Raw genomic sequence first — 22,847 nt, 5'->3', positions numbered from 1 at the left:
CCTTCAGCGCCCCAGCGGCAACGGGGTCGCCGCGGCCGCGCCGCCCAGCGGGGCCAGCCCGTACCGGTCCTCGATGGTCCGCAGGACCGAGTAGTGGTCGACCCGGCCCGAGCGGTTGCCGGGGGTGATGCCCGCCCCGGCGACGAGGGTCAGGATCTGGTTACCGCTGCCGCCGTCGTCCTCGTCGAACGTCACGATCAGCCAGCTGTCGTTCGCCTCGGCCCACCGCACGTAGGGGTCGAGGTGCTCGCGCGCCCAGGCGTCGCCGGTCGCGACCCCGCAGTCGTGCATGTCGTCGCACAGGTTCGGGATCACGAACGCGACGGTGGGCAGCTTCGCCGGGTCGGCGGGCCACGCGGTGAAGGGCTGGTTGGCCGCGTCGGCGACGGTGTCGAAGTCGGCCCAGGGATTGTGCTTGGCGGCGTACCGCCCGCGCGAGCAGCCGCGGTATCCGGCGGCGGGAAGGTCCTCGGAGTAGCCCGCGAAGGTGTGCCCGGCCGCCTGCAACTGCTGGGCGAGGTTCGGCGCCCCGCCGGCCCGGACCGGGCAGTGGTCGTCGGTGACGCCCTGGGTCGAGCCCGAGAACAGGGCGAGGTAGTTCGGCTGGCTCGGGTGGGCGACGCCGTGCGCGTCGGTGAACACGGCGGATCGGGTCATGAGCGTGTTGAGGTACGGCGCCTCCGGGCGTCCGGCGAGCTGCCGGTACGACTTGTTCTCGAACACCACCACGACGACGTGCCCGGGCCCCTGCGGCGACGACGGTGACGCCGCAGGCGGCGGCGGGGCGGCGCCACAGCCGGCGACCAGGCACACCGCCACCGCCACCGCGGTGCGGAGCCACCGTCTCACGGCCGCACGAGCGCTCATACCCGATGCAGCCTAGCGATCCGGCGGCTAGGAGACCTACTTGTTGCCGCCGTGCGTGTGCTGGGTGAACGTCTTCAGGTCCGCGGTCACCTCGTAGAAGACCTTCGCGCCGTCCTTCGTCCCCAGCACGTCGTACGAGCCGTCCGAGTCCTTGAACACCTTCGTCACCGACACCGACGAGTCCTTCGCCTTCATGGCCGCGGTCACCTTCGCCAGCTCATCCCCCGTCACCGCAGTGTGGTTCGACCCGCTCCGGCCGCCGTCGCGTCCCTTGCCGTCGCCGTGCGTGTGCGTGCGCTGGGTGAACGTCTTCAGGTCCGCGGTCACCTCGTAGAAGACCTTCGCGCCGTCCTTCGTCCCGACCACGCCGTACGAGCCGTCCGAGTCCTTGAACACCTTCGTCACCGACACCGACGAGTCCTTCGCCTTCATGGCCGCGGTCACCTTCGCCAGCTCATCCCCCGTCACCGCAGTGTGGTTCGACTCGCCCCGTCCACCGCCGTCGTGTCCCTTGCCACCGTTGCCGGCCTCGGCCGAGGCGCTCGGGGACGGCGCGGCCGTCTCCGCGCTGGCCAGCGAGGCGGCGCCGAACACCATCACACCGGTCGCCGTCAGGCCGATCGCCGCGAGGCCGATCCGCTTGGTTGTCTTCATCGACTTCATGGACACTTGCGTCGCTCCAATCCCCCGCGCAGGCCTTCCACCTGCGCTTTCGCGATGCTCAGCGTCGGAGATGAACCTGGGTAAACGCTGCCAGGGACCTGCCATGGACCTGGCACAGCCGACGCTCGGCCTCGGCGAAGCGGGTCGTCATCGCGTGAGCGGCAGGCTCACGCGCAGCAGCGCCCCGCCGGCCGGGGACTCCTCGACCGTCAGCGTGCCCCCGTGGGCGGTCACGATGTCGCGGGCGATGGGCAGCCCGAGTCCCGTGCCGCCGCCGGCGCGGGAGCGGTCCTCGTCGAGGCGGACGAAGCGGTCGAAGACCCGGTCGCGGTCCGCGGGGCCGATGCCCGGCCCGTCGTCGGCCACGGTGACCTCGGCCGCGTCGTCCTGCGTCCGCACCGTCACGTCGACCGTGTGCTTCGCGTACCGGGCCGCGTTGTCCACGAGGTTGCGCAGCACGCGCTGGAGATGGTGCGGGTCGCCGTTCACGCGCACCGGTGCCGCCCGCGTCGTGACCCGCAACTCCGGATGCTGCTCCGTCAGGCGTTCCCGCTCGATGTAGACGAGGTCGTCGAGGTCCACGTCCTGGTGCCGCAGTTGCAGCCCCTTCTCGTCCACCCGCGCCAGCAGCAGCAGATCCGCGATGAGCCGCGCCATCCGGTCGCTCTCGCGCCGCATCCGGTCCACGTGCGGCCCGTCTCCGAGCAGATCCAGCCCGGCCAGCACCGTCGACAGTGGACTGCGCAGCTCGTGCGAGGCGTCGGCCACGAACCGGCGCTGCGCGGCGGTCGCGGACTCGATGCGGTCGAGCATCCCGTTCATGGTCGCGGCCAGCGCGGCGATCTCGTCGTTCGCCGGTGGTACCGGCAGCCGCATGTGCAGGTTCCGCCCGCTGATCGTCTCGGCTTGCCGCCGCATCGCGTCGACCGGCCGCAGCGAGCGCCCGACGAACAGGAAGGTCGCGACCCCGACGGTCACGGTCAGCAGCGGCAGGCCGATCGCGAGCGCCCCGATCGCGGCCTCGGTCCCGTCGTCGATCTCGTCGATCGACTGCCCCACGAGGACCGTGCGCTGCCCGGGCGCCCCGAGCGCGGTGATGCGGAAGTACTCGTCGTGCGCCACCGGGAGCCGGCGCTGCTCCAGCCGCGTCTCCCCCGCCGGCGGGCGGAGCGCCGAGATCGGCGGGGCCCCGGCGAGCAGCGTCGAGGAGCGCAGCACCTTCCCGCTCGCGTCGAGCACCTGCACGATGGTGCGGTCGCGCAGCGACGGCTGGATGACCGCGGCGAGAGCCTCCTCGTCGTCGATCGCCCCGGCGATCTGGGCCGCCCGGTCGCCGGTGCTCTGGTCGACGTTGCCGGTGAGGATGACCTTCGCGGCGATGACGAACGCCACACCGGTCAGCACCGAGGCGATCGCCACCACGGCGGACGCGGCGAGCGCGGAGCGCATCCGCACCCCGAGCCGCTGCCGAATCCCCGCCGCGAACCTCATCACACGACGGACGGTAACGGCGCGGTCCTGAACGGGGGCTGAATTCAAACTGTTCTCAGGATCAGCTCGGCACCATCCCGACTCATGCACCACTTGACCTATCCGGAGGCGATCGTCGTCGGCCTCCTGCAGGGTGTGACCGAGCTGTTCCCGGTGTCGAGCCTCGGCCACAGCGTGCTGCTGCCCGCGCTCATCGGGGGCCGCTGGGCCCGCGACCTGAGCGTGTCGGCGCCCGAGTCGCCGTATCTGGCGTTCGTGGTGGGGCTGCACGTGGCCACCGCGCTGGCGTTGCTGATGTTCTTCTGGCGGGACTGGCTGCGGATCCTCGGCGGGTTCGGGTCGTCGTTGCGGTACCGCCGCATCATGACGCCCGAGGAGCGCCTCGCGTGGATGATCATCGTGGCCACGATCCCCGTGGGCGTCACCGGTCTGCTGCTGGAGCACACGTTCCGCACGGTCCTGGGGCGCCCCGTGCCCGCGGCGATCTTCCTCACCCTCAACGGGCTCATCCTGCTCGGCGCCGAACGGCTCCGCCGCCGTGCGCCCGCCGAGGATCGGACCACCGGCGATCCGGACGAGCGGCTGGCGTCCGGCTCGTTCTCGCGCGCCCTGCAGATCGGCAGCGCGCAGATCCTGGCCCTGCTGCCGGGCATCAGCCGCTCCGGGGCGACCATGGGCGCGGGGCTGCTCAAGGGGCTGTCGCACGAGGACGCGGCGCGCTTCTCGTTCCTGCTCGCCACGCCGGTCATCTTCGCCGCGGGCGTGCTGAAGGTGCCGGACCTGTACGGCCCGCTCGGCGCCGGCATCCGCGGTCAGGTCCTGGCCGGCAGCGTGGCCTCCTTCGCCGCCGCGTACCTGTCGGTGCGGTTCCTGACGCGGTACTTCGAGCGGCGCACCCTGACGCCGTTCGCGATCTACTGCGTCGCCGCCGGTCTGGCGAGCCTGGGCTGGCTCACGCTCGGCTGAGCCCATATCGCCCGCATATCGAAATCCGCATACGCACGGGCAACACCGTGGCGCCTTGACTGGTGGCATGACTGCTGGCACGACCTCGACGGGCATCACGGTGTACGGGTGCGGCCCCGACGAGGCCGTGCTGTTCCGCGAGCTGGCCCCCCGCTTCGGCGTCCGGCCGACCATCACCGAGGCGGCGGCGTCCGAGGCCACCATCGGCCTGGCCGTCGGCAACCGGTGCGTCAGCGTCGGGCACAAGACCCACGTCACGAACCCCACGCTGCGGGCGCTCGGCCGGGCCGGCGTGCGGTACATCTCCACCAGGAGCATCGGCTACAACCACATCGACGTGCCCTTCGCGCGCAGCGTCGGCATCGCCGTGGGCAACGTCGCCTACTCGCCCGACAGCGTGGCCGACTTCACGCTGATGCTGATGCTGATGGCGGTGCGCAACGCCAAGTCGATCGTCCTGCGTGCGGACGCCCACGACTACCGGCTGCACGAGGTGCGGGGCCGGGAGCTGCGCGATCTGACGGTCGGGGTCGTCGGCACCGGGCGCATCGGCTCGGCCGTCGTCGACCGGCTGGGCGGGTTCGGCTGCCGCATCCTGACCAGCGGCCGCGATCCCCTCGACGAGGTGCTGCGGCGCAGCGACATCGTCACGCTGCACACCCCGCTCACGGCGGACACCCGTCACCTCCTGAACCGCGAGCGCATCGAGCGGATGAAGCCCGGCGCGTACGTCGTCAACACCGGGCGCGGCCCGCTGATCGACACCGAGGCCCTCGTCTCGGCCCTGGAGGACGGGCGGCTGGGCGGTGCGGCGCTGGACGTCCTGGAGGGCGAGGAGGGCGTCTTCTACGCCGACTGCCGGAACCGCCCCATCGACAGCAAGGCGCTGCTGCGGCTGCACCAACTGCCGAACGTGCTCATCAGCCCGCACACCGCCTACTACACCGACCACGCCCTGAGCGACACGGTCGAGAACTCCATCATCAACTGCCTCAACTTCGAAAGCGGGACGCGGCATGGCTAGGTTGCGCATCGGCATCATGTTCGGGGGTCGTTCCGAGGAACATCCCGTCTCCGTCAAGTCGGCGCGGGAGGTCGCCAAGAACCTGGACAGCGGCCGGTACGAGCCGTACTGCATCGAGATCGCGGAGGACGGCACCTGGAACCTGCTCGACGAGCACGGCGGTCGCCGGCCGGTGGCGCTGTCGCCGGACCCGGGCGTCCACGGGCTGCTGGTGCTCGATGAGGGGCGGTACGAGACGATCGGGCTCGACCTGGTGTTCCCCGTGCTGCACGGCCGGCTCGGCGAGGACGGCGGCGTGCAGGGGCTGCTCGAGTTCTCCGGCATCCCCTACGTCGGCTGCGACATCCAGAGCTCCGCCCTGTGCATGGACAAGTCGCTGGCCTACATCGTCGCCGGCAACGCGGGCATCGCCACGCCGAACCACTGGATCGTCACCGGGGACGAGCCCGTCGATCCGCGGATCACGTACCCCGCCTTCGTGAAGCCGGCGCGCTCGGGCTCGTCGTTCGGCGTCAGCAAGGTCACCCGCGCCGAGGATGTGCCCGACGCGGTGAAGGCCGCGCGGCAGTACGACGCGAAGGTCCTGATCGAGGAGGCGGTCGTCGGCAGCGAGGTCGGCTGCGCCATCCTGGGCAACGGTGCGGATCTGCTCGCCGGCGAGGTGGATCGCATCGCCCTGTCGCACGGGTTCTTCCGCATCCATCAGGAGAGCACGCCGGAGAGCGGCTCCGAGAACTCGACGCCGATCGTCCCGGCCGACATCCCGGCCGAGTCCCGCGCGCTCGTGCGGGAGACCGCCAAGGCCGTGTACCGCGCGCTGGGCTGCCGGGGGCTGGCGCGCGTGGACCTGTTCCTGCGCGAGGACGGGACGGTCGTGCTCAACGAGGTCAACACCATGCCCGGCCTGACGTCGTACAGCCGCTATCCCCGGATGATGGCGGCCGCCGGGCTGCCGCTGGCCGAGGTGATCGACCGGCTCGTGGCCCTGACGCTGGCGGGACGGCGGCGATGAAGGAGGAGTTCGTCTTCGTCGACGAGCTGGTGCCCGGCATCCGCTGGGACGCCAAGTACGCCACCTGGGACAACTTCACCGGCAAGCCGGTGGACGGCTATGTGGCGAACCGCATCGTCGGCACGCGGGCCCTGTGCGCGGCCCTGGAGAAGGCGCGGGACAAGGCGGCGGCCCTCGGCTTCGGCCTGCTCCTGTGGGACGGCTACCGCCCGCAGCGCGCCGTGGACTGCTTCGTGCGCTGGTCGAAGGAGCCGGAGGCGGGCCGGACGAAGCCGCGGCACTATCCCAACATCCAGCGGCGCCAGATGTTCGAGAAGGGCTACGTGGCCGCCAAGTCCGGCCACAGCCGCGGCAGCACCGTGGATCTGACGCTCTACCACCTGGCCACCGGTGAGCTCGCGGCCATGGGCGGCGGCCACGACCTGATGGATCCCGTCTCGCACCACGGCGCGAAGGGCATCGCCCCGGCCGAGACGCGCAACCGCCGGCACCTGAGCACGCTCATGGAGGACTGCGGTTTCATCCGGTACGACTGCGAGTGGTGGCACTACACCCTGCGGGACGAGCCCTACCCGGACACCTACTTCGACTTTCCCGTCGCGTAGCGCGGGAGCCGCACCGTGACCCGCAGACCCCCGGCCGCTCCCGGTGCGAGGTCGAGGGTGCCGTCGTGGGCCTGGACGATGCTCTTGACGATCGCCAGGCCCAGGCCGACCCCCGCCTGGCCGCCGCGGATGCGGTCGGTGCCCCGCCGGAACGGCTCGGTGAGGGTCGCGACCAGCTCCCGGCTGAGCCGGTCGCCGGTGTTCTCGACGCTGAGCACGACGGTGTCCGGGCCGACGGCGGTCTCGACCCGCACACGGCCGTGCTCGGGCAGGTTGTGGACGATCGCGTTGTGCACGAGGTTCGTGGTCATCTGCAGCAGCAACGCGGGCGAGCCGGCGGCGCGGGCGATGTCGCCGGAGGTCTCGATGGTGACGCCGTGCTTCTCGGCCAGCGGCAGGAGCGTCTCGCCGGCCTCCTCCGCGAGGAGGGACAGGTCGACGGGCTCCCGCTCGAAGGAGCGCTGATCGGCCCGGCTGAGCACGAGCAGGGCCTCGGTGAGGTCGATCGCGCGGGTGTTGACGGCGCGGAGGCGCTCGACGAGCTCGCCGGTGCCGGCGTTGCCTTCGCGGTGGGCCACGTCGAGCAGGGTCTGGGTGATCGCCAGCGGGGTGCGCAGCTCGTGGGAGGCGTTGGCGGCGAAGCGCCGCTGCTCGGCCACGTGCGCCTCGAGCCGGCCGAGCATGCCGTCGAAGGCGTCGGCGAGCTCGCGGAACTCGTCCTGCCCGCCCTCCAGCGCGATCCGGTGCGAGAGCGACCCGGCCGCGGCCGCGCGGGTGGCGTCGGTGATCCGGGCCAGCGGCGCGAGCATCCGGCCGGCGAGAATCCACCCGCCCGCCAGCCCGAACACCAGCAGGAACACCATCCCCTGCTCGGCCCGCGGGACGAACGCCACGACGAGGTCGTGCCGGCTGGGGCCGCGCAGCACCGGAACTTCGCGCATCCCCGGCACCTGCATGGTGGTCCGCCCCGGGTCGGGGACGTAGCGCAGGAGGAACACCCACACCAGGCCGAGCAGCAGGGCCCCGGCGACCATGAGGAACCCGGCATAGCTGAGGGTGAGCTTGAGCCGGACGCTCAGCCCGGGCCGCCTATCCACGGTCGCCTCCGGCGTCGATGCGGTAGCCGACGCCGGGCACCGTGGCGATCAGCCAGGGTTCGCCGAGCCGCTTGCGCAGGGCCGAGACCGTGATGCGCACGGCGTTGGTGAACGGGTCGGCGTGCTCGTCCCAGGCCCGCTCCAGCAGCGCCTCGGCGCTGACGACCCCGCCGTCGGCGGCGACCAGCACCTCGAGGACCGCGAACTGCTTTCTCGTCAGCGCGACGTACCGGCCGTCGCGGTAGACCTCGCGGCGGAACGGGTCCAGGCGCAGCCCGGCGATCTCCCGCACGGGCGGCCGGCTGTGCCCGCGCCGGCGGTCGAGGGCCCGCAGCCGCAGCACGAGCTCCTGCAGCTCGAACGGCTTGGTGAGGTAGTCGTCGGCGCCGAGCTCGAATCCGGAGGTCTTGTCGTCGAGCCGGTCGGCCGCAGTGAGCATCAGGATCGGCATGCCGCTGCCGGAGGCGACGATGCTCGCGGCGACCTCGTCGCCGGAAGGCCCGGGAATGTCACGGTCGAGGACGGCGATGTCGTAGGCGTTGACGCTCAGCAGCTCCAGCGCCGTGTCGCCGTCGCCGGCGATGTCCGCCGCGATCGCCTCCAGTCGCAGACCGTCACGGATGGCCTTGGCCATGTCGGGCTCGTCCTCGACGACCAGCACACGCATGCAGCCGATCCTACGAGCCGGACATATCGTGGGCGTACCGAAAAGGGTCCTGGCTAGGCCGGGACGAGGACACGCTCGGTCACCGGGCTCTTCGACGCGCGCCAGCACGCGAGCCCGATCGGCAGGTCGACCCAGCACGACAGGATGCGGTAGAGCAGCACCGCCGCCGCGGCCGGGGCGGCGGGGGCGCCGGCGGCCGTGAGCGCGACGAGCAGGCTCGCCTCGATGACCCCGATGCCGCCCGGGGTGGCCGGGATCTGGCGGATGAGCTGCGCGACGAGGTAGCCGGTCGCGATGGTCGTGACGGGCACCGTGAGGCCGGTGGCGCGCACGGCACCGATGAGGCACGCGAGGTCGGCGAGCCAGTTGAGGACCGCCATCCCGATCACGGCGAGCCACCGCCGCGTCGGGACCGAGCCGGCCAGCGCCAGGGTCTGCCGCAGCGTGGTCCGGATGCGCCCGTCGTCCGCCGTCTCCACGACCGGCCTCGGCCCGCCGGCGCGGCGCACGGCCCTCGCGTGGAGCGCGACGAGCACGCCGAGCAGGAGCACGGCCGCGCCGATGCCGAGCGCGGCGGCGGACGGGCGGGCCAGCAGCAGGACGTTGCCCGCGTACAGCAGCGCCAGGCCGGCGACCGACGCCGCGCCGGACAGCAGCATCACGGCGGCCGCGACCGGGCGGGGCGCGCCGTGCGCCCGAAACCGGCCGAAGGCGTAGCCGGCCGACACCGCGGACCCGGCCGGCAGCGCGGCCGCCATCGCCGAGCGCGTGTAGGTGAGGCCGAGGGAGGCCGCGGCCCCCATCCGCACCGCGAACGCGCCGAGCAGGAGGCGCTGCTGCTCGGAGAACGCGACCATGGCGAGCCCGGACAGCACGACCGCCCCCGCCAGCCAGCGCAGGTCGGCCGTGCGCAGCGCCTGCCACGTCTGCGACGCGGACGGCAGGTGGCCGCGCAACTCCAGCGCGGCCACGACGACACCCACCACGAGCAGCCCGGTTCGCCAGTAGCGTTTCACGCCCATCAGACTCGGCACCGAAGGTAAGAGCGAGCGCGATCCGCGGATAAGAATTGCGTGAGAAATCAGGCCGCGGGGTCGCGCCGGTGCAGGGTGAGCGCCGCGGCGGTGACGGCGACCGCGACGGTCGCGACCTGCACCGCGATCCCGGGGCCCAGGTGCGGCGCCGGGGCCCGCTCCAGCAGGCCGGGCCAGTCCTGCCAATAGTGCACGGGCAGCGCCACCGCGACGAGGTGCAGGAGGCCGTGCGGGCCGGCCTGGCCGTTGAGGATGCTCGCGGCGACCACGAACGCGATCGCCACGGCCACGGCCTCCGCCCCGCGGGGCAGCAGCACACCGAGCGCGAAGGCGATCGCGGCGATGCTGAGCAGGCACAGCGTCTGGTACGCGCACGCGGCGAGGACGCGCCCGAGCGCGGCTCCGGTGGACAGGTTCGCGGCGCCGATGACGTGGAACGGATGCCAGCCGAAGGTCGCGAGCCCGACGAGCACCCCGGCGACGACGACCGCGGCGACCGCCGCGACCGTGGCGACCACGACGGCGGCGAGCTGGCCGGCCAGCAGGCGGGTGCGGGTCACCGGGGCGATGTAAAGGTACCGCAGCAGCCCCCAGTCCCGGTCGGCCGATCCGATGGCGGCGGCGAGCAGGGCGGCCACGAGCGGCAGCAGCAGCGGGCCGGTGAACTGGAGGCTCGCCATGGCGTGGTTCAGCGCCGAGTACGGGGCGGCGCCGAACAGGCCGTCCTGGTTGCCGAGCCGGTGCCCGGCCGAGGAGGCGGTGGCGAGCGCGGCGACGACCGGCAGCGCGGCCAGGCCGGCGAGCGCGATCAGGGTGCGCAGCCGGCGCAGCTGGGTGGCGAGCTCAACCCGCAGCATCGATGTTCCCTTCCGTCATCGCGATGAAGACGTCCTCGAGCGACCGTCCGGTTCGGCCCGCCCGGTCGACCCGCACTCCGGCGGTCACCAGTGCGCGGATCAGATCGCCGTCCGCCACGCCGGGCGCCGTCACCAGGACCTCTCCGGCCTGGGCCGAGACGGCGCCGACACCCGGTGCGGCGCGCAGGACGGCCACGGCTCGGCCGGCGTCGTCGACGCTGATCCGGAGGGTGTCCCCCGGGTCGAGCAGGGCGTCGAGGGGGCCGGTCGTCACGAGGCGGCCGTGGTCCATGACGACGACGTGGGTCGCGAACTGCTGCACCTCGGCCAGCTGGTGGCTCGACACCAGCACGGCGGCGCCGCGGGCGGCCGTCGTGGCGAGGTGCGCGCGCAGGGCGCGGACCTCGGCCGGGTCCAGGCCGTTCGCGGGCTCGTCCAGGATCAGCACGTCCGGGTCCCGCATCAGGGCCTGGGCCAGCATCAGCCGCTGCCGCATGCCCATCGAGTAGCGCTTCACCCGGCGGTCGAGGTGCGGGCCGAGGCCGGCGAGGGCCAGGGCCTCGTCGAGCGCGGGCGGCGGCCAGGGGCGGCGGGTGGCCGTCCAGAGCAGGCGGAGGTTGGCTCGGCCGGTCAGGTGCGGTACGAATGCCGGACCATCGATGAGCACGCCCACCCGGCGCAGCACGTCGGCGCCGAGGCGGACCGGCTCGCCGAGGATGCCGACGCGGCCGCCGGTCGGCCTGGACAGCCCGACGAGGACGCGCATGGCCGAGGTCTTGCCCGCGCCGTTCGGGCCGAGCAGCGCGCACACCTGGCCGCCGTCGACCGAGAAGGTGAGATCGTCGACGGCGACGTGGCGGCCGTAGTGCTTCGAGAGGGCCTCGACGCGGATCATGCCGGCCTCCGCACCAGCGTGACGGCCGCGGCGAGCAGGCCGGCGCCGACGGTCAGCGCGACGAGCAGCGGCACGGACGTCACCGGCCGGTGGGTGATCGCGGTCCACACCGGGTCCCGGAACGCCGTCATGAGCACCAGCCCGGCGGTCCCGGCGAGGATCGGGGTCTCGGCCCGGGGGCGGGTCCGGCGGATGAAGCCGGCGGTGGCGTTGGCGGCGACGCAGAACGCGAAGAGGGTGGCCGTCTCGACGAGCAGCGCCCAGGCGATGAGCAGCGGGTCGCTCCAGCGCTCGCCGACGGCCTGCGCGCCGACGATGCCGGCCGCGGCGAACAGGCTCAGCGCCGCGAACAGGGCCGTGGCCCGGGCCCGGATGCGCTCGATCAGGGCCGGCCGGCGGCCGAGCAGGGGCAGGTCGTCCAGCCAGTCCCCGGTGGCAAGCGGCGACCACCGCCGCCACAGCGCGACCCCCACGCCGGCGGCCGCCAGGGTGAGGGCCGCGAGCCCGGCGATGAGCGCGGTCGTCCACCCGTTCCAGACGCGGGCGTGCGCGCGGGCGGCGACGGCGGCCCACTCGAAGGCGAGCGTGAGCCCGACGACGGCGATGAGCGCGGCGGCCGCGCGCAGGACCCGCTGCTCGCGCTCGGGTCCGCCGGGCGGGCGCCAGGCCGGCAGCCCGACGGCGATCGCCAGGCCGAGCATGGGCACAGCGAAGAGCGCGAACGAGACGAGCACGTCGTAGGGGTCGTCCTGCCACGGGCTGACCGCCCGGACGGCCTTGTCCCGCGTGGCGAGGAGCGTCATCGCCTCGAACGCGGCGCCGGTCGCGAGCGCCGCCAGGATCAGCTTCAAGGACCTCATGGCGGCCATAGTACGCGTCTCGTAGTACACAACAAGTACTACACAGCAAGTAGTACTCGACGTGTAGTACGGTGGACGGGTGCACAGCACCGACGCCCAGATGGTCGTGCTCACCGTGCTCGCGGACGGCCCTCGCCACGGCTACGCCATCAACACCGCGATCGAGGAGCTCACCGGCCGCCGGCTCGGCCCCGGCAGCCTCTACGGCGCCCTGAGCCGGTTGGAGGCCCGCGGGCTCATCGAGCCGGTCACCGGGGATGCCGACGGCCAGGACCGGCAGCGCACCATGCGCATCACCGACGCCGGCCGCACCAGCCTGCGCGCCGAGCTCGAGCAGCTCGCCCGCGTCGCCCGGGCCGGCCTGCGCGCCCTCGGGGCCGATCCGGCATGAGCGCACCGGCGCTCATCGTCGCCCTCTACCCGCCCGCGGTGCGCGAGCGCTGGGGCGACGAGATCGGCCGCGAGATCGCCGAGCGCGGCGCGCGCTCCTGGCCCGACGCGATCGGCGGCGCCGCCCGGCTCTGGCTGCACCCGAGCGACTGGCCCGAGACCGCCGCCGGGCAGACCCGCCGGGTGCTCGCGGTGGCCCTGTTCGCCGTCACCGGCACGGACGCGCTGCTCCTTCGGGCGGCCGAACCGGCGACCGGCCGATGGCTCGGGCTGATTCTCGCCGGCGCCCTGCTCGCCGCGCCCCGGCCGCCGTCGCGCGCGCTGCGGGCCGTCGCCGCCGCGGCGATCCGCACCCTGGCCGCCCCCGCGACCGCCGGTCTGGCCCTGCTCCTGCTGGCCAACAGCGGCCTCGTCGACCATCCGGCCGGACCCGCCCGGGTGCTGCTCGTCGCCGCCTACTGGGCCGCGCTCACCTTCATCACCCTGCGGGTGTGGGCGTTGACCGCCCGGATCGTGCGCATGGGCACCGCACCGAGCCGCCGCCGGCTGCGCGCCGCCCTCCTGCTGGTCGGCGCCGGCACCGCCCTCGCGGCCGGCCAGAGCCTGCTCGGCGGCGCGCTGCTCATCGCGGCCGCGCTGCTCCTGTCCGCCGTGGCGGCCCTGCACGCGGGCCAGGACCTACACGGCCGGTAGCCACGCCCGCAACAGCTCGACGAACTCGACCACCGCCGCGGCCGCGACCAGCAGCGACAGCATCGACACCGCCGCCGAGCCGGAGACCGTGGGCCCGCCGCGCCGCAGCCGGGCCGGCCGCACCAGGGCCTCGACCCGGCGCACGGTGCTGGACCCGTCGAAGCCGAGCGACGTCGCCGGGCCGTGCGCGGCCAGCGCCACCTTGGCGATGGTCTGCGCGACGAGCCGGCGGTCGGCGACGCTGCGGGCCGCGTCCTCGTCCGCGCTGCGCTCCACGAGCAGGCCGACCGCGGACTCGACCGGGCGCAGCAGCGGGTTCACGGCCGTGGCCAGCGCGGCGAGGGCGTCCGTGCGGTGGTGCCGGCGCTCCAGGTGCGCCCGCTCGTGCGCGAGCACCGCGGCGCGCTCATCGGAGTCGAGCAGGCGCAGCAGGCCGCTGGTCACCAGGACGTGTCCCCGGCGACCGCGGCCGGGCGGCACGGCGACCGCCCGCGGGCTGTCCCAGTCGGCCACGACCAGCCCGCCCTCGGGGCGCCCGGCGGCGTGCAGCTCCCCGGCGACGGCCCGGCGCCGGCGCACCCGCACGGCGATCCGCGCGGCGATCCACACGAGCACCGCGGCCGCGACGAACGCGATCGGGTCGGGCACGGGCTCCGGCAGCGGCTGGCCCTGCGTCACCGACAGCCGCGCGTACCGCTCGACCGCCGGCAGATCGTCGGCCAGCGTCGCGGCCACGAGCACGAGGCACACCGCGCCGGAGACGGCGGTCACCAGCGCCCCGGCCGCGAGGGCCCGCGCGGCGCGCTCGGGCCGCCCGGCGCGGGTGGCGACGCGGGCCAGCGGCCACAGCAGCGCCGGCAGCAGCACCGGGACGTAGACGAGCCAGCTCACGCCGGGTCCGCGTCGCGGAGCAGGGCCCGCAGCAGCTCGGCGTCGGCGGGCTCGAGACCGGCGGTGAACTGGCGCAGCACCGCGTGCCGGTCGCCGGGCCCGTCGAGGACGGCCCGCATCCGCCGGGCCGCCGCGCTGGCCTGGTCCTCGGCCGGGAAGTACTCGTAGCCCCGGCCGCCGGCCAGGCTGACCCGGCGGCGCACCAGGCCCTTCTCCTGCAGCCGGGTGAGGATCGTCTGCACGGTGTTGTAGGCCAGGTCGCGGCCGAGCGCCTGCTGGACCTGCGCGGGGCTCAGCGGGCCGGCCGCGGCCCAGAGGACCGTCATGACGTCCGACTCCAGCGAGCCCCACGCGCGCCGTTCCGGGCTCATCGCCGCGCCCGGGGCTGGTGAGAACGCATTGCGACAGGGTACCTCCAGGGAAGGACCCCATTACATCTCCGGACGCACGGCGCGCTCGATGTCGTAGCCCAGGTCGACGCGGCACGACACCGGCGGCGCATAGCGTCCAGGCATGAGCATGATCGAGGCCCGCGACGTCGCCCGGTCATTCGGCCCGGCCCCGGCGCTGCGGGGCGCCAGCCTCTCGGTGGCGCCGGGCGAGATCCTGGCCGTGACGGGGCCGGCCGGCGCCGGCAAGTCGACGCTGCTGCGCTGCCTCGCGGGCATCTGCGCGCCCGACCACGGCGAGGTGTACTTCGACGGCCGCCGGCTCGACACGCTGCCCGAGCCGGCCCGCACGCTGCTGCGGCGCACCGCGTTCGGGTTCGTGTACCGATCCGCTCACCTGGTGCCGGAGCTGACCGTCGCCGACAACGTCGCGCTGCCGCTGCTGCTGAACCGGGTCCGGCGGGCCCAGGCGTACGCTGCCGCGGCGACGTGGCTGCGGCGGCTCGGCCTCAACGGGCTCGGCGGGCGGCGGGCCGGCGAGCTGTGCGGCGAACCGGCGCAGCGGACCGCCATCGCCCGGGCGCTGGCCGTGCGACCGCGGGTGCTGTTCGCCGACGAGCCGGCCGGATCGCTGGACCTGCTCGTCGGCATCGCCCGCGCGGAGGGCGTCGCCATGCTGCTGGTCACCGACGACGGCCGGGCGGCCGGATACGCCGACCGGCGCGTCGCCATGTCGGACGGCCGCGTGCACGCGCAGACGGAGGCGCGGGCCGGTTCGGGCGCGGCTACGATCGGGGCGTGAACGGCGCGGCGATCCTGGTGGTCGAGGACGACCCGGACATCGCCGACGAGCTGGTGCAGGCGCTGCGGGCCGGCGGTTACCGGGCGAGCGCGGCGCCCGACGGGGCCGGGGCGCTGCTGGCAGCAGAGTCGCAGCGCTTCGATCTGATCCTGCTCGACCTCGGGCTGCCCGACCTCGACGGGGTCGCGGTGTGCCGGCGGTTGCGCGCGGCGGCGCTCGACACCGTCATCGTGGTGCTGACCGCCCGCACCGCCGAGCTCGACGTCGTCGTCGCGCTCGACGCGGGCGCCGACGACTACCTGACCAAGCCGTTCCGGCTCACCGAGCTGCTCGCCCGGCTGCGCGCCCATCTGCGCCGGCGGTCCGCGGCCCCGGGCGACGCCCCGATCGCCGTCGGCCGCCTGTCGCTCGACGTGGCCGCGCACCGGGCCAGCGTCGGCGGGCGGGAACTGGTGCTGCGCCCGAAGGAGTACGACCTGCTCGTCGCGCTCGCGGCCCGGGCCGGCGAGGTGGTCACCCGCGAGGATCTCATGGCGCAGGTCTGGGACGAGCACTGGTTCGGGCCCACGAAGACCCTCGACGTGCACGTCAGCGTGCTGCGGCGCAAGCTCGCCGAGGCCGGTGAGCCGCTCACCCGGATCACGACGGTGCGGGGCCGGGGCTATCGCTTTGAGACGGCGCCGGCGCCAGCAGCAGGCTGAAGACGGGGTTCGGGGCCGCGCGCCGCACGAGCAGCCGCCCGCCCTCCGCCTCGGCCAGGCTGCGGGCCAGCGACAGCCCGATGCCGCGCGCCCGCCGGGCGAAGACCCGCTCCGGGTCGCCGGTGATGCCCGGACCCTCGTCGCCGACCTCGATCGACACCCCGGGGCCGAGCTCGGTCACGGTCACCGTCGCGGTGCCGGCCCCGTGCGCGAGCGCGTTGGCGAGCAGCACATCGAGGATCTGCCGGGCGGCGGCGTTGCTCGCGGGCACCACCGGCAGCCACGGCGGCGACGGCAGCACCAGCCGCCGGCCCCGCGCGGCGAACTCGCCGTGCCACCGCTCGCGCGCCCCCGCCAGCAGCCCGGCGACGTCCAGCGGCTCGGCGCTCACGTGGGTGTCGCGGGCCAGGTCGAGCAGCTCCTCGACGGTGTCGCGCAGCCGCTCCGCCCGGCGCAGGGCGTTCGCGGCCGCGGCCCGCAACCGCCGCGGGTCGGGTTGTGGGTCCCGCAGCGCCGACTCGAGGGCGAGCAGCAGTGCGGTCAGCGGCGTGCGGAGCTGGTGCGACACGTCGGCGCTGAAGGCCCGCTCCCGCTCCAGCACGGTGCCGAGCCGCCGCGCGGTCGCCTCGAGCGCCCGGCCGGCCGCGTCGGCCTCCTCGAGGTCGCTGCGCGCCGCGCGGACGGTGAAGTCGCCCTCGCCCAGGGCGCGGGCGGTCGCGGTGAGCTCCTGCAGCGGCCGGGCGATCCGGGTGGCCTGCCGCCGGCCCAGCAGTGCGGCGAGCCCGACGACGAGCAGGCCCGAGACCGCCATCAGGCCCCAGGCGCGCGCGGTTCGCCATTGGACGATGCGGTACGGCTCCGACGCGCGCACCGCGAGCGTGACGCCCCCGTCCGACGGCACCGGCGCCACGACCGCCAGCTGCCCGTCCTCGATCGCGTGGTGCAGGTGGGCATCGGCCGCGGCCGCGGCGACCGCGGAGCGCTCGGGTCCGCCGTGGGCGAGCCGCACCCCGTCGACGCGGTACACCCCGACCGTCACCGACGCGGACAGGTCCGGCGGCAGCTCGACCGTGCTGGCGTCGGTGCCGTAGGAGTCCGGCACGGTCGCCGCCACCCGCGCCGCGTCCCGCTGCAGCCCGATCACCGCCTCGTTGTCGTATCCGGCGGCGAGCGCGTAGGCGAGGGGCAGCGCGAACAGCGCGACCGCGCCGGCCGCCACACCGGTGATCGACGCCCGGATCCGGGCCCGCAGCGATGTCACCGCACCATCCTGGACGGCGAAAGGTAAGCGCAGCCTTAACGTGCACCGGAGGCGCCGCTAACCCGGCCGTCCGTACCGTCCGGATCATGCGCGTTTCCCTGCTCGTCACGTCCGTCGCGCTGGCCCTGGCGGCGGCCGGCTGCGGCTCGTCCGGGTCCGCCCCGGACAACAGTCCCGCCGGCGACATCCCCGACAACACGGCGTTCGTCGCGTTCCGCCCGGCCGGCCAGCGCTACGAGATCAAGGTTCCCGAGGGCTGGCAGCGCACCGAGTCGGGTGCCGTGGTCACCTTCACCGACAAGCTCAACGCCATCCGGGTGGAGACCCGGCCGGCGGCGGCCGCGCCGACGGTCGCCTCCGCGAAGGCCGACGTCCCCAGCGCCGCGGTGGAGCGGGCCGAGACCGTCCAGCGCAAGGGCGGCGACGCGATCCTCGTCGTCTACCGGGCCGACAGCGCCGCCGATCCCGTCACCGGCAAGGTGGTGCCCGACACCGTGGAGCGGTACGCCTTCTGGCACAACGGCACCGAGGCGCTCGTGACGCTGAGCGGCCCGGTCGGCGCGGACAACGTCGACCCCTGGCGCACGGTGACCGACTCCTTCGCGTGGCTGTCGTGACCGTCGCGATCGAGGCCACCGAGCTGTACCGCTTCTACCGGGCCGGCGAGGAGGAGACCCGCGCGCTGCGCGGCGTGAGCGTGCGCGTGCATGCGGGCGAGCTGGTCGCGGTCGTCGGCCCGTCCGGATCCGGCAAGTCGACGCTGCTGGCCTGCCTGGCCGGGCTCGACGAGCCCGACGGCGGCCAGGTGCGCGTCGGCGGCGTCCGGCTCAGCCACCGCCCCGAACGGGAACGCGCGGCGATCCGGGCCCGCGGCATCGGCATGCTCTTGCAGTCCGACAACCTGCTGCCGCACCTGACGGTCGCCGGCAACGTCGACCTCGTCCAGCACCTCACCGGCCGCGTCGACCGGTCCTACCGCGACCGGCTGCTCGACGAGCTCGGCCTCGCCGCCCGGGCCGGCACCCCCGCGACCCGGCTGTCCGGCGGCGAGGCGGCCCGGGCCGGCCTGGCCGTCGCGCTCGCCGCCGAACCCGTCGTGCTCCTGGCCGACGAGCCGACCGGGGAGCTGGACGACGCGACCGAGCTGCGGGTCCTCGACCTGCTGCGGGAACGCGCCCGCGGCGGCCTCGCCGTCGTCGTGGTCTCCCACAGCCCCTCGGTCGCCGGCATCGCCGAGCGGCGCATCGAGCTGGTCGACGGGCGGGTCACGGGTGACTGAGGAACTCGCCCGCTGCGTCGGCGTCAGCCGCACCTACGGCAGCGGCCCCACCGCCGTCGTCGCCCTGCACACGGTCGACTGTGTCCTGCACCCGGCCAGCCGCGTCGCGCTGATGGGCCGCTCCGGCTCGGGCAAGTCGACGCTCCTGCACCTGCTCGCCGGGCTCGACGAGCCCACCACCGGCGTCGTGCGGCGGCCCGGCCGCGGCGAGATCGGGGTCGTCTTCCAGGGGCCGAGCCTGCTGGCCCCGCTCGACGTCGCCGAGAACGTCGCGCTGCCGCTGCTGCTGGCCGGGGGCCGCCCGGCGGACGCGGCCGAGCGGGCGGCCGGGGCGCTGAGCCGGGCCGGCGTCGCCGACCTGGCGGGGAAGCTGCCCGAGGAGCTCTCCGGCGGGCAGGCCCAGCGGGTCGCGGTGGCCCGGGTCCTGGCCGGCACGCCGCGGCTCATCCTGGCCGACGAGCCCACCGGCCAGCTCGACGCCGAGCACCGCGACGCGGTGGTCACCCTGCTGCTCGAGGCGGCCGCCGAGCTGCGCGCCGGGCTGCTCATCGCGACCCACGACGCCCGGGTCGCCGACCGGCTGCCCCAGCGCTGGGTCATGGACGACGGACGCCTCCGGGAGGTGGGGCAGGCATGATGACGACGATCTGGATCGGCGGGCAGCTGCGGCACCGGGCAGCGCGGCTGGCCGCCGTCGCGGGCGGCATCGCCGTCGCGGTGGCCCTCATCGCCTCGCTCGGGGTGTTCCTGCGCGACGCCCGGGCCACGATGACCCAGCGCGCCATCGAGCGGGTGGCGGTCGACTGGCAGGTCGAGGTGCAGCCGGGCGCGGACCCGGCCGCCGTCGGCACCGCGGTTCGCGCCGAGCCGGGCGTGGACACGGCGCTCCCGGTCGGGTACGCCACCAGCCCCGCCCTGACCTCGGCCGCCGGCGGCACGACCCAGGCGACCGGCGCCGCCCGGGTCCTCGGCCTGCCCGACGGCTACGCCGCCACCTTCCCCGGCGAGCTTCGCGGCCTCGCCGGCGCGACCACCGGCGTCCTGCTCGCCCAGCAGACCGCCGCCAACCTGCACGCCGTCCCGGGCGGCCAGGTCACCGTCCAGCGGCCCGGCCTGCCCGACGTCACGCTCACCGTCGACGGCGTCGTCGACCTGCCGGCGCTCGACTCGCTGTTCCAGAACGTCGGCGCCCCATCCGGCGCCCAGCCGCAGGCCCCGCCGGACAACGTCCTGCTCCTGCCGGCCGAGCGCTGGCACGCCATGTTCGACCCGCTCGCCGCGTCCCGGCCCGACCTGGTCCGCGTGCAGCTGCACGCCCGGATCCGGCACGACCTCCCGCCCGACCCGGCCGCCGCGTACACCGCGGTCACCGCCGCCGCCCACCACCTCGAGGCCGACCTCTCCGGCGGCGGCCTGGTCGGCGACAACCTCGGCACGACCCTCGCCGCCGCGCGCTCCGACGCCCGCTACGCCGACCTGCTGTTCCTGTTCCTGGGGCTGCCCGGCGCGGTCGTCGCCGCGCTGCTCACCGCGGCGGTGACCGCGTCCGGCGCCGCCCGCCGCCGCCGCGAGCAGGCGCTCCTGCGCGCCCGCGGCGCCACCGCGAGCCAACTGCTGCGGCTGGCGGCCGCCGAGGCCGCCGTCGTGGGCATCGCCGGGGCGGCCGCCGGGCTGGCCGTCACCGCCTGGTCGGCGGGTGCCGCGGCGGCCGGCCTGCTCATCGCCGTACTGACGGTCGTGGTGCCCGCCTGGCGCGACCTTTCCCGCACGACGGTCGCCGGCGCCCGCCGGCCCACCGGCCGCGACCGCCGGGCTCCGGCCTGGATGCGCTACGGCCTCGACCTCGTCCTGCTGGCCGCCAGCGCCGCGATCGTCCTCGCCGCCGGTCGCAACGGCTATCAACTGGTACTGGCCCCCGAAGGCGTCCCGCAGGTCTCCGTCGACTACTGGGCGCTCGCCGGCCCGGCGCTGCTGTGGGCGGGCGGGGCGCTGCTCGCCTGGCGCCTGGCCTACCTGCTGCTGGTGCCCGGCCGCCGGCTCACCGCCCGGCTCCTGCGGCCGCTGGCCGGTGCACTCGCCGCGACCGCGGCCGCGACCCTCGCCCGGGGCCACCGGCAGGCGGCCCGCACCGTGGTGTTCGTCGCGCTGGCCGGCGCGTTCGCCGCGTCCACCGCCGTGTTCGCCGAGACCTACCGTCATCAGGCGGGCGTCGACGCGCAGCTGACCAACGGCGCGGACGTCACCGTCAACCGGCCCGACGGCGTCGACGCGTCCGCCGCGGCGGGCGTGCCCGGCGTCGCCGCGGCCGAGCCGATGGTGCACCGCTTCGCCTACGTCGGCTCGGATCTGCAGGACATGTACGGGATCGACGCCACGACCATCGGCGGCCACGTGACGCTCCAGGACTCGTACTTCACCGGCGGCACCGCCCGGCAGATGCTCGACCGTCTCGCCCAGAGCCCGGACGCGGTGCTCGTCAGCGCCGAGACGGTCAAGGACTTCCAGCTCAACCCCGGCGACACGCTGAGGCTCCGGCTGCCCGGCGCGCACGGCGGAGGGCCGGTCACCGTCCCGTTCCGCTACGCCGGCGTGGTCAAGGAGTTCCCGACCGCCCCGACGGACAGCTTCCTGGTCGCCAACGCCGGCTACCTCGCCCGGCAGACGGGCGACGCGCCGAACACGCTGCTGGTCACGGCGGCCCGCGGCGCCCGCCCGGCCGACGTCGCCACCCGGCTGCGGGCCAGGCTCGGCCCCGGCGCGCAGATCACCGACATCGACTCCGCCCGCCGTGTCGTCGGGTCGAGCCTGTCGGCCGTGGACCTGTCCGCGCTGGCGAACGTCGAGCTCGGGTTCGCGCTCGCCCTCATCGCGGCGACCGCCGGGCTCCTGCTCGTCCTCGGATTCGCCGAGCGCCGCCGGACGTTCGCCCTGGCCACCGCGATCGGCGCGCGGCCCCGGCAGCTCGCGAACCTCGTCTGGGCCGAGATCGCGGTCGTCGGGGTGTGCGGGCTCGCCTTCGGCGCGCTCCTGGCCGCGGTGCTGTCGCGGATGCTCGCCGCCCTGCTGACCGGCGTGTTCGACCCGCCGCCCGACCGGCTGACGATCCCGTGGCCGTATCTGGGCGCCGGGCTGGCGCTGAGCGTCGCCTGCTTCGCCGCGGCGGGCGCGGCGACGGTGCTCGCCGCCCGGCCCCCGGCCCTCACGGTCCTGCGCGACCTTTGACCATCCCGTCGAGGCGGGCGGCAGGGTCCACTGTGGACCCGGCCCGCCCGCCGACGGGGGAACGGCCGAGCAGCAGGGCGCAGGCGGCGACGAACAGCGCCACCAGGAGCCACCCGTGCAGTACCGCGGGCATGGGAATCCAGCGGGCCACGAACAGGCCGAAGGACGCCGACATCGTCCACCACGGCAGGGTGTGCCGGGCGCCGGCGAAGTCCCAGATGATCGTGCCCACGACGACGCCGGCGATGTAGTACTTGTTGCCGCCGGGCTCCAGCACCAGCCGGGAGGCGACGGTCAGCAGCGGAATCGCCGCCCACCGGCCCCGCCACGCGGCGAGCGCGCCCAGGGTCAGGGCGAGCGCGAGCTGGGCCGGGCGGTCCCACACCGGCGTGCGGGCGTCGTGGATGCCGAGCGCGTGCAGCGCCGAGACGGGAGCGTTCTGGATGGTGTACCGCAACGCATTGCTCGTCCCCGAGTCCCCGAGGAAGAACGGCACCCACGCGACGGCCACCGCACCGGCCAGCGCCGCCGCGGCCGCGAACCGGGGGCGCCGGCCGGGCAGCAGAAGCAGCAGCGCGGCGAAGCCGAGCGCCCACGGCTTGGCGTCGGTGGCCAGGCCCAGCAGCAGACCGGTGGGCCACGCGCGCCCGGCCCGGGCGGTGCGCAGCGCGGCGACCGACAGCAGCAGCGCGAGGACGTCGTCGAGGTGGGTCACGCCGACCGCCAGGAACATCCACACCGGCAGGAAGTACGCCGCGGCCATGGCGAGCCGGGCGTCGTCGCGCTGCCCTTGCGGCACCAGCCCGCGCACCAGCCACAGCAGCAGCAGCCCGGCGGCGGCGCCGAGGATCTGCCCGCCCAGCAGCGCCAGCACGTGTCCGGCCGGGAGCAGCACCAGCACCGCCAGGAAGCTCAGCGGCCCGATCTGCAGGATCGGCGCGGCCGCGTACAGGTGCAGCCCTCCGTTGACGGGATCGTCGGCATCGGCGAGCGCGGTCGCCCCCTGCAGGAAGAAGTGCCACGACGAGCCGCCGCCGATGGCCATGATGCCGAACCAGGCCGCGGCCCAGCCCAGCACCAGATAGCCGATCGTGCGCGTGGAAAGCAGGCGTCCGAGCATCGCCGCACGTTAGGCGCGCGAAACTGAACCCGCGCTGAGTCGCGCCCGCCCGGCATTCAGC

At 74.9% G+C, this 22,847-nt stretch carries 25 protein-coding genes; 12 read left to right on the top strand and 13 right to left on the bottom strand.

Annotated elements, in window-relative coordinates; all coding sequences use genetic code 11:
* Positions 1-3 precede the first annotated feature (3 nt).
* From ABT369_RS06105 to ABT369_RS06095, 3 genes are all read right to left on the bottom strand, one after another.
* The gene (locus ABT369_RS06105; protein WP_350610587.1) at positions 4-849 is read right to left on the bottom strand and encodes an alkaline phosphatase family protein; all 846 of its coding nucleotides are present in this window, start codon (positions 847-849) and stop codon (positions 4-6) included.
* 54 nt (positions 850-903) lie between these two features.
* On the bottom strand, positions 904-1,521 hold the full coding sequence (locus ABT369_RS06100) for a hypothetical protein (protein ID WP_350610586.1): 618 nt from the start codon (positions 1,519-1,521) through the stop codon (positions 904-906).
* A 156-nt stretch (positions 1,522-1,677) separates the two neighbouring features.
* Positions 1,678-3,021 (bottom strand): sensor histidine kinase, encoded by a 1,344-nt coding sequence (locus ABT369_RS06095; RefSeq protein ID WP_350610696.1) that lies wholly within the window; start codon positions 3,019-3,021, stop codon positions 1,678-1,680.
* Between the two features lie 84 nt (positions 3,022-3,105).
* Here ABT369_RS06095 and ABT369_RS06090 point away from each other — a divergent pair, with 84 nt between their 5' ends.
* The 4 genes from ABT369_RS06090 (at position 3,106) to vanX (ending at position 6,628) form a co-directional block, all read left to right on the top strand.
* Positions 3,106-3,987, top strand: a complete 882-nt coding sequence (locus tag ABT369_RS06090; protein WP_350610585.1) for an undecaprenyl-diphosphate phosphatase — start codon at positions 3,106-3,108, stop codon at positions 3,985-3,987.
* 67 nt (positions 3,988-4,054) lie between these two features.
* Positions 4,055-5,011: a D-isomer specific 2-hydroxyacid dehydrogenase family protein gene (locus tag ABT369_RS06085; protein WP_350610584.1), complete on the top strand. Its 957-nt coding sequence runs from the start codon at positions 4,055-4,057 to the stop codon at positions 5,009-5,011.
* Positions 5,004-6,023, top strand: coding sequence for a D-alanine--D-alanine ligase family protein (locus tag ABT369_RS06080; protein ID WP_350610583.1), 1,020 nt, complete (start codon positions 5,004-5,006; stop codon positions 6,021-6,023). Before ABT369_RS06085 ends, ABT369_RS06080 begins: the two co-directional genes overlap by 8 nt.
* Complete coding sequence (gene vanX / locus ABT369_RS06075; protein WP_350610582.1) at positions 6,020-6,628, top strand: D-Ala-D-Ala dipeptidase VanX; 609 nt, start codon at positions 6,020-6,022, stop codon at positions 6,626-6,628. The genes ABT369_RS06080 and vanX overlap by 4 nt, the downstream gene beginning before the upstream one ends.
* Here vanX and ABT369_RS06070 read toward each other — a convergent pair.
* From ABT369_RS06070 to ABT369_RS06045, 6 genes are all read right to left on the bottom strand, one after another.
* Positions 6,604-7,725 carry a sensor histidine kinase gene (locus ABT369_RS06070; protein WP_350610581.1) on the bottom strand — a complete coding sequence of 374 codons (1,122 nt, stop codon included), beginning with the start codon at positions 7,723-7,725 and terminating at the stop codon, positions 6,604-6,606. The genes vanX and ABT369_RS06070 overlap by 25 nt on opposite strands.
* Complete coding sequence (locus tag ABT369_RS06065) at positions 7,718-8,392, bottom strand: response regulator transcription factor (protein ID WP_350610580.1); 675 nt, start codon at positions 8,390-8,392, stop codon at positions 7,718-7,720. Before ABT369_RS06065 ends, ABT369_RS06070 begins: the two co-directional genes overlap by 8 nt.
* A gap of 53 nt (positions 8,393-8,445) precedes the next feature.
* Positions 8,446-9,408 carry a lysylphosphatidylglycerol synthase transmembrane domain-containing protein gene (locus ABT369_RS06060; protein ID WP_350610579.1) on the bottom strand — a complete coding sequence of 321 codons (963 nt, stop codon included), beginning with the start codon at positions 9,406-9,408 and terminating at the stop codon, positions 8,446-8,448.
* Positions 9,409-9,473: 65 nt separating this feature from the next.
* Positions 9,474-10,283 carry a DUF2705 family protein gene (locus ABT369_RS06055; protein WP_350610578.1) on the bottom strand — a complete coding sequence of 270 codons (810 nt, stop codon included), beginning with the start codon at positions 10,281-10,283 and terminating at the stop codon, positions 9,474-9,476.
* Complete coding sequence (locus ABT369_RS06050; protein ID WP_350610577.1) at positions 10,270-11,178, bottom strand: ABC transporter ATP-binding protein; 909 nt, start codon at positions 11,176-11,178, stop codon at positions 10,270-10,272. The genes ABT369_RS06055 and ABT369_RS06050 overlap by 14 nt, the downstream gene beginning before the upstream one ends.
* Complete coding sequence (locus tag ABT369_RS06045) at positions 11,175-12,038, bottom strand: hypothetical protein (protein WP_350610576.1); 864 nt, start codon at positions 12,036-12,038, stop codon at positions 11,175-11,177. The genes ABT369_RS06050 and ABT369_RS06045 overlap by 4 nt, the downstream gene beginning before the upstream one ends.
* Positions 12,039-12,117: 79 nt before the next feature.
* Between ABT369_RS06045 and ABT369_RS06040 the strand changes: the two genes are divergently transcribed.
* Together ABT369_RS06040 and ABT369_RS06035 are read left to right on the top strand one after the other, a co-directional pair.
* Complete coding sequence (locus ABT369_RS06040) at positions 12,118-12,429, top strand: PadR family transcriptional regulator (RefSeq protein WP_350610575.1); 312 nt, start codon at positions 12,118-12,120, stop codon at positions 12,427-12,429.
* On the top strand, positions 12,426-13,121 hold the full coding sequence (locus tag ABT369_RS06035; protein ID WP_350610574.1) for a hypothetical protein: 696 nt from the start codon (positions 12,426-12,428) through the stop codon (positions 13,119-13,121). The genes ABT369_RS06040 and ABT369_RS06035 overlap by 4 nt, the downstream gene beginning before the upstream one ends.
* On the opposite strand, the gene ABT369_RS06030 is transcribed toward ABT369_RS06035, so the two are convergent.
* Together ABT369_RS06030 and ABT369_RS06025 are read right to left on the bottom strand one after the other, a co-directional pair.
* Positions 13,107-14,012, bottom strand: a complete 906-nt coding sequence (locus ABT369_RS06030) for a M56 family metallopeptidase (protein ID WP_350610573.1) — start codon at positions 14,010-14,012, stop codon at positions 13,107-13,109. The genes ABT369_RS06035 and ABT369_RS06030 overlap by 15 nt on opposite strands.
* A complete protein-coding gene (locus tag ABT369_RS06025) occupies positions 14,009-14,383 on the bottom strand; it encodes a BlaI/MecI/CopY family transcriptional regulator (RefSeq protein ID WP_350610572.1) in 375 nt (124 codons plus the stop codon). Before ABT369_RS06025 ends, ABT369_RS06030 begins: the two co-directional genes overlap by 4 nt.
* 142 nt (positions 14,384-14,525) lie before the next feature.
* Here ABT369_RS06025 and ABT369_RS06020 point away from each other — a divergent pair, with 142 nt between their 5' ends.
* Both ABT369_RS06020 and ABT369_RS06015 read left to right on the top strand, forming a co-directional pair.
* Positions 14,526-15,203: an ABC transporter ATP-binding protein gene (locus ABT369_RS06020; protein ID WP_350610571.1), complete on the top strand. Its 678-nt coding sequence runs from the start codon at positions 14,526-14,528 to the stop codon at positions 15,201-15,203.
* Positions 15,200-15,904, top strand: a complete 705-nt coding sequence (locus tag ABT369_RS06015) for a response regulator transcription factor (protein ID WP_350610570.1) — start codon at positions 15,200-15,202, stop codon at positions 15,902-15,904. Before ABT369_RS06020 ends, ABT369_RS06015 begins: the two co-directional genes overlap by 4 nt.
* Here ABT369_RS06015 and ABT369_RS06010 read toward each other — a convergent pair.
* Positions 15,843-17,165 (bottom strand): HAMP domain-containing sensor histidine kinase, encoded by a 1,323-nt coding sequence (locus tag ABT369_RS06010; protein WP_350610569.1) that lies wholly within the window; start codon positions 17,163-17,165, stop codon positions 15,843-15,845. The two genes, ABT369_RS06015 and ABT369_RS06010, sit on opposite strands and share 62 nt — an antisense overlap.
* 86 nt (positions 17,166-17,251) lie before the next feature.
* On the opposite strand from ABT369_RS06010, the gene ABT369_RS06005 reads away from it, so the two are divergent.
* From ABT369_RS06005 to ABT369_RS05990, 4 genes are read left to right on the top strand one after another with little or no spacing between them, the layout of a single operon-like run.
* The gene (locus ABT369_RS06005; RefSeq protein WP_350610568.1) at positions 17,252-17,782 is read left to right on the top strand and encodes a hypothetical protein; all 531 of its coding nucleotides are present in this window, start codon (positions 17,252-17,254) and stop codon (positions 17,780-17,782) included.
* Positions 17,779-18,444 carry an ABC transporter ATP-binding protein gene (locus ABT369_RS06000; protein ID WP_350610567.1) on the top strand — a complete coding sequence of 222 codons (666 nt, stop codon included), beginning with the start codon at positions 17,779-17,781 and terminating at the stop codon, positions 18,442-18,444. Before ABT369_RS06005 ends, ABT369_RS06000 begins: the two co-directional genes overlap by 4 nt.
* A complete protein-coding gene (locus ABT369_RS05995; protein WP_350610566.1) occupies positions 18,437-19,081 on the top strand; it encodes an ABC transporter ATP-binding protein in 645 nt (214 codons plus the stop codon). The genes ABT369_RS06000 and ABT369_RS05995 overlap by 8 nt, the downstream gene beginning before the upstream one ends.
* Entirely contained in the window at positions 19,078-21,666 is a 2,589-nt protein-coding gene (locus ABT369_RS05990) for an ABC transporter permease (protein ID WP_350610565.1), read from the top strand. Before ABT369_RS05995 ends, ABT369_RS05990 begins: the two co-directional genes overlap by 4 nt.
* On the opposite strand, the gene ABT369_RS05985 is transcribed toward ABT369_RS05990, so the two are convergent.
* A complete protein-coding gene (locus ABT369_RS05985; protein ID WP_350610564.1) occupies positions 21,644-22,786 on the bottom strand; it encodes a hypothetical protein in 1,143 nt (380 codons plus the stop codon). The genes ABT369_RS05990 and ABT369_RS05985 overlap by 23 nt on opposite strands.
* Positions 22,787-22,847: the final 61 nt, after the last annotated feature.

The sequence above is a fragment of the Dactylosporangium sp. NPDC000244 genome (assembly GCF_040300725.1).
Classification (GTDB): Bacteria; Actinomycetota; Actinomycetes; order Mycobacteriales; family Micromonosporaceae; genus Dactylosporangium.
This window is presented reverse-complemented; position numbering and strand designations above follow the sequence as displayed.

What these genes read in the sequence shown, in the direction of transcription:
- ABT369_RS06055 (WP_350610578.1), bottom strand. Translation starts at nt 10,283, where the DNA reads ATGCTGCGGGTTGAGCTCGCCACCCAGCTGCGCCGGCTGCGCACCCTG.
- vanX (WP_350610582.1), top strand. Translation starts at nt 6,020, where the DNA reads ATGAAGGAGGAGTTCGTCTTCGTCGACGAGCTGGTGCCCGGCATCCGC.
- ABT369_RS06025 (WP_350610572.1), bottom strand. Translation starts at nt 14,383, where the DNA reads ATGAGCCCGGAACGGCGCGCGTGGGGCTCGCTGGAGTCGGACGTCATG.
- ABT369_RS06045 (WP_350610576.1), bottom strand. Translation starts at nt 12,038, where the DNA reads ATGAGGTCCTTGAAGCTGATCCTGGCGGCGCTCGCGACCGGCGCCGCG.
- ABT369_RS06085 (WP_350610584.1), top strand. Translation starts at nt 4,055, where the DNA reads ATGACTGCTGGCACGACCTCGACGGGCATCACGGTGTACGGGTGCGGC.
- ABT369_RS05985 (WP_350610564.1), bottom strand. Translation starts at nt 22,786, where the DNA reads ATGCTCGGACGCCTGCTTTCCACGCGCACGATCGGCTATCTGGTGCTG.
- ABT369_RS06100 (WP_350610586.1), bottom strand. Translation starts at nt 1,521, where the DNA reads ATGAAGACAACCAAGCGGATCGGCCTCGCGGCGATCGGCCTGACGGCG.
- ABT369_RS06050 (WP_350610577.1), bottom strand. Translation starts at nt 11,178, where the DNA reads ATGATCCGCGTCGAGGCCCTCTCGAAGCACTACGGCCGCCACGTCGCC.
- ABT369_RS05990 (WP_350610565.1), top strand. Translation starts at nt 19,078, where the DNA reads ATGATGACGACGATCTGGATCGGCGGGCAGCTGCGGCACCGGGCAGCG.
- ABT369_RS06005 (WP_350610568.1), top strand. Translation starts at nt 17,252, where the DNA reads ATGCGCGTTTCCCTGCTCGTCACGTCCGTCGCGCTGGCCCTGGCGGCG.
- ABT369_RS06065 (WP_350610580.1), bottom strand. Translation starts at nt 8,392, where the DNA reads ATGCGTGTGCTGGTCGTCGAGGACGAGCCCGACATGGCCAAGGCCATC.
- ABT369_RS06080 (WP_350610583.1), top strand. Translation starts at nt 5,004, where the DNA reads ATGGCTAGGTTGCGCATCGGCATCATGTTCGGGGGTCGTTCCGAGGAA.
- ABT369_RS06090 (WP_350610585.1), top strand. Translation starts at nt 3,106, where the DNA reads ATGCACCACTTGACCTATCCGGAGGCGATCGTCGTCGGCCTCCTGCAG.
- ABT369_RS06095 (WP_350610696.1), bottom strand. Translation starts at nt 3,021, where the DNA reads ATGAGGTTCGCGGCGGGGATTCGGCAGCGGCTCGGGGTGCGGATGCGC.
- ABT369_RS06020 (WP_350610571.1), top strand. Translation starts at nt 14,526, where the DNA reads ATGAGCATGATCGAGGCCCGCGACGTCGCCCGGTCATTCGGCCCGGCC.
- ABT369_RS06035 (WP_350610574.1), top strand. Translation starts at nt 12,426, where the DNA reads ATGAGCGCACCGGCGCTCATCGTCGCCCTCTACCCGCCCGCGGTGCGC.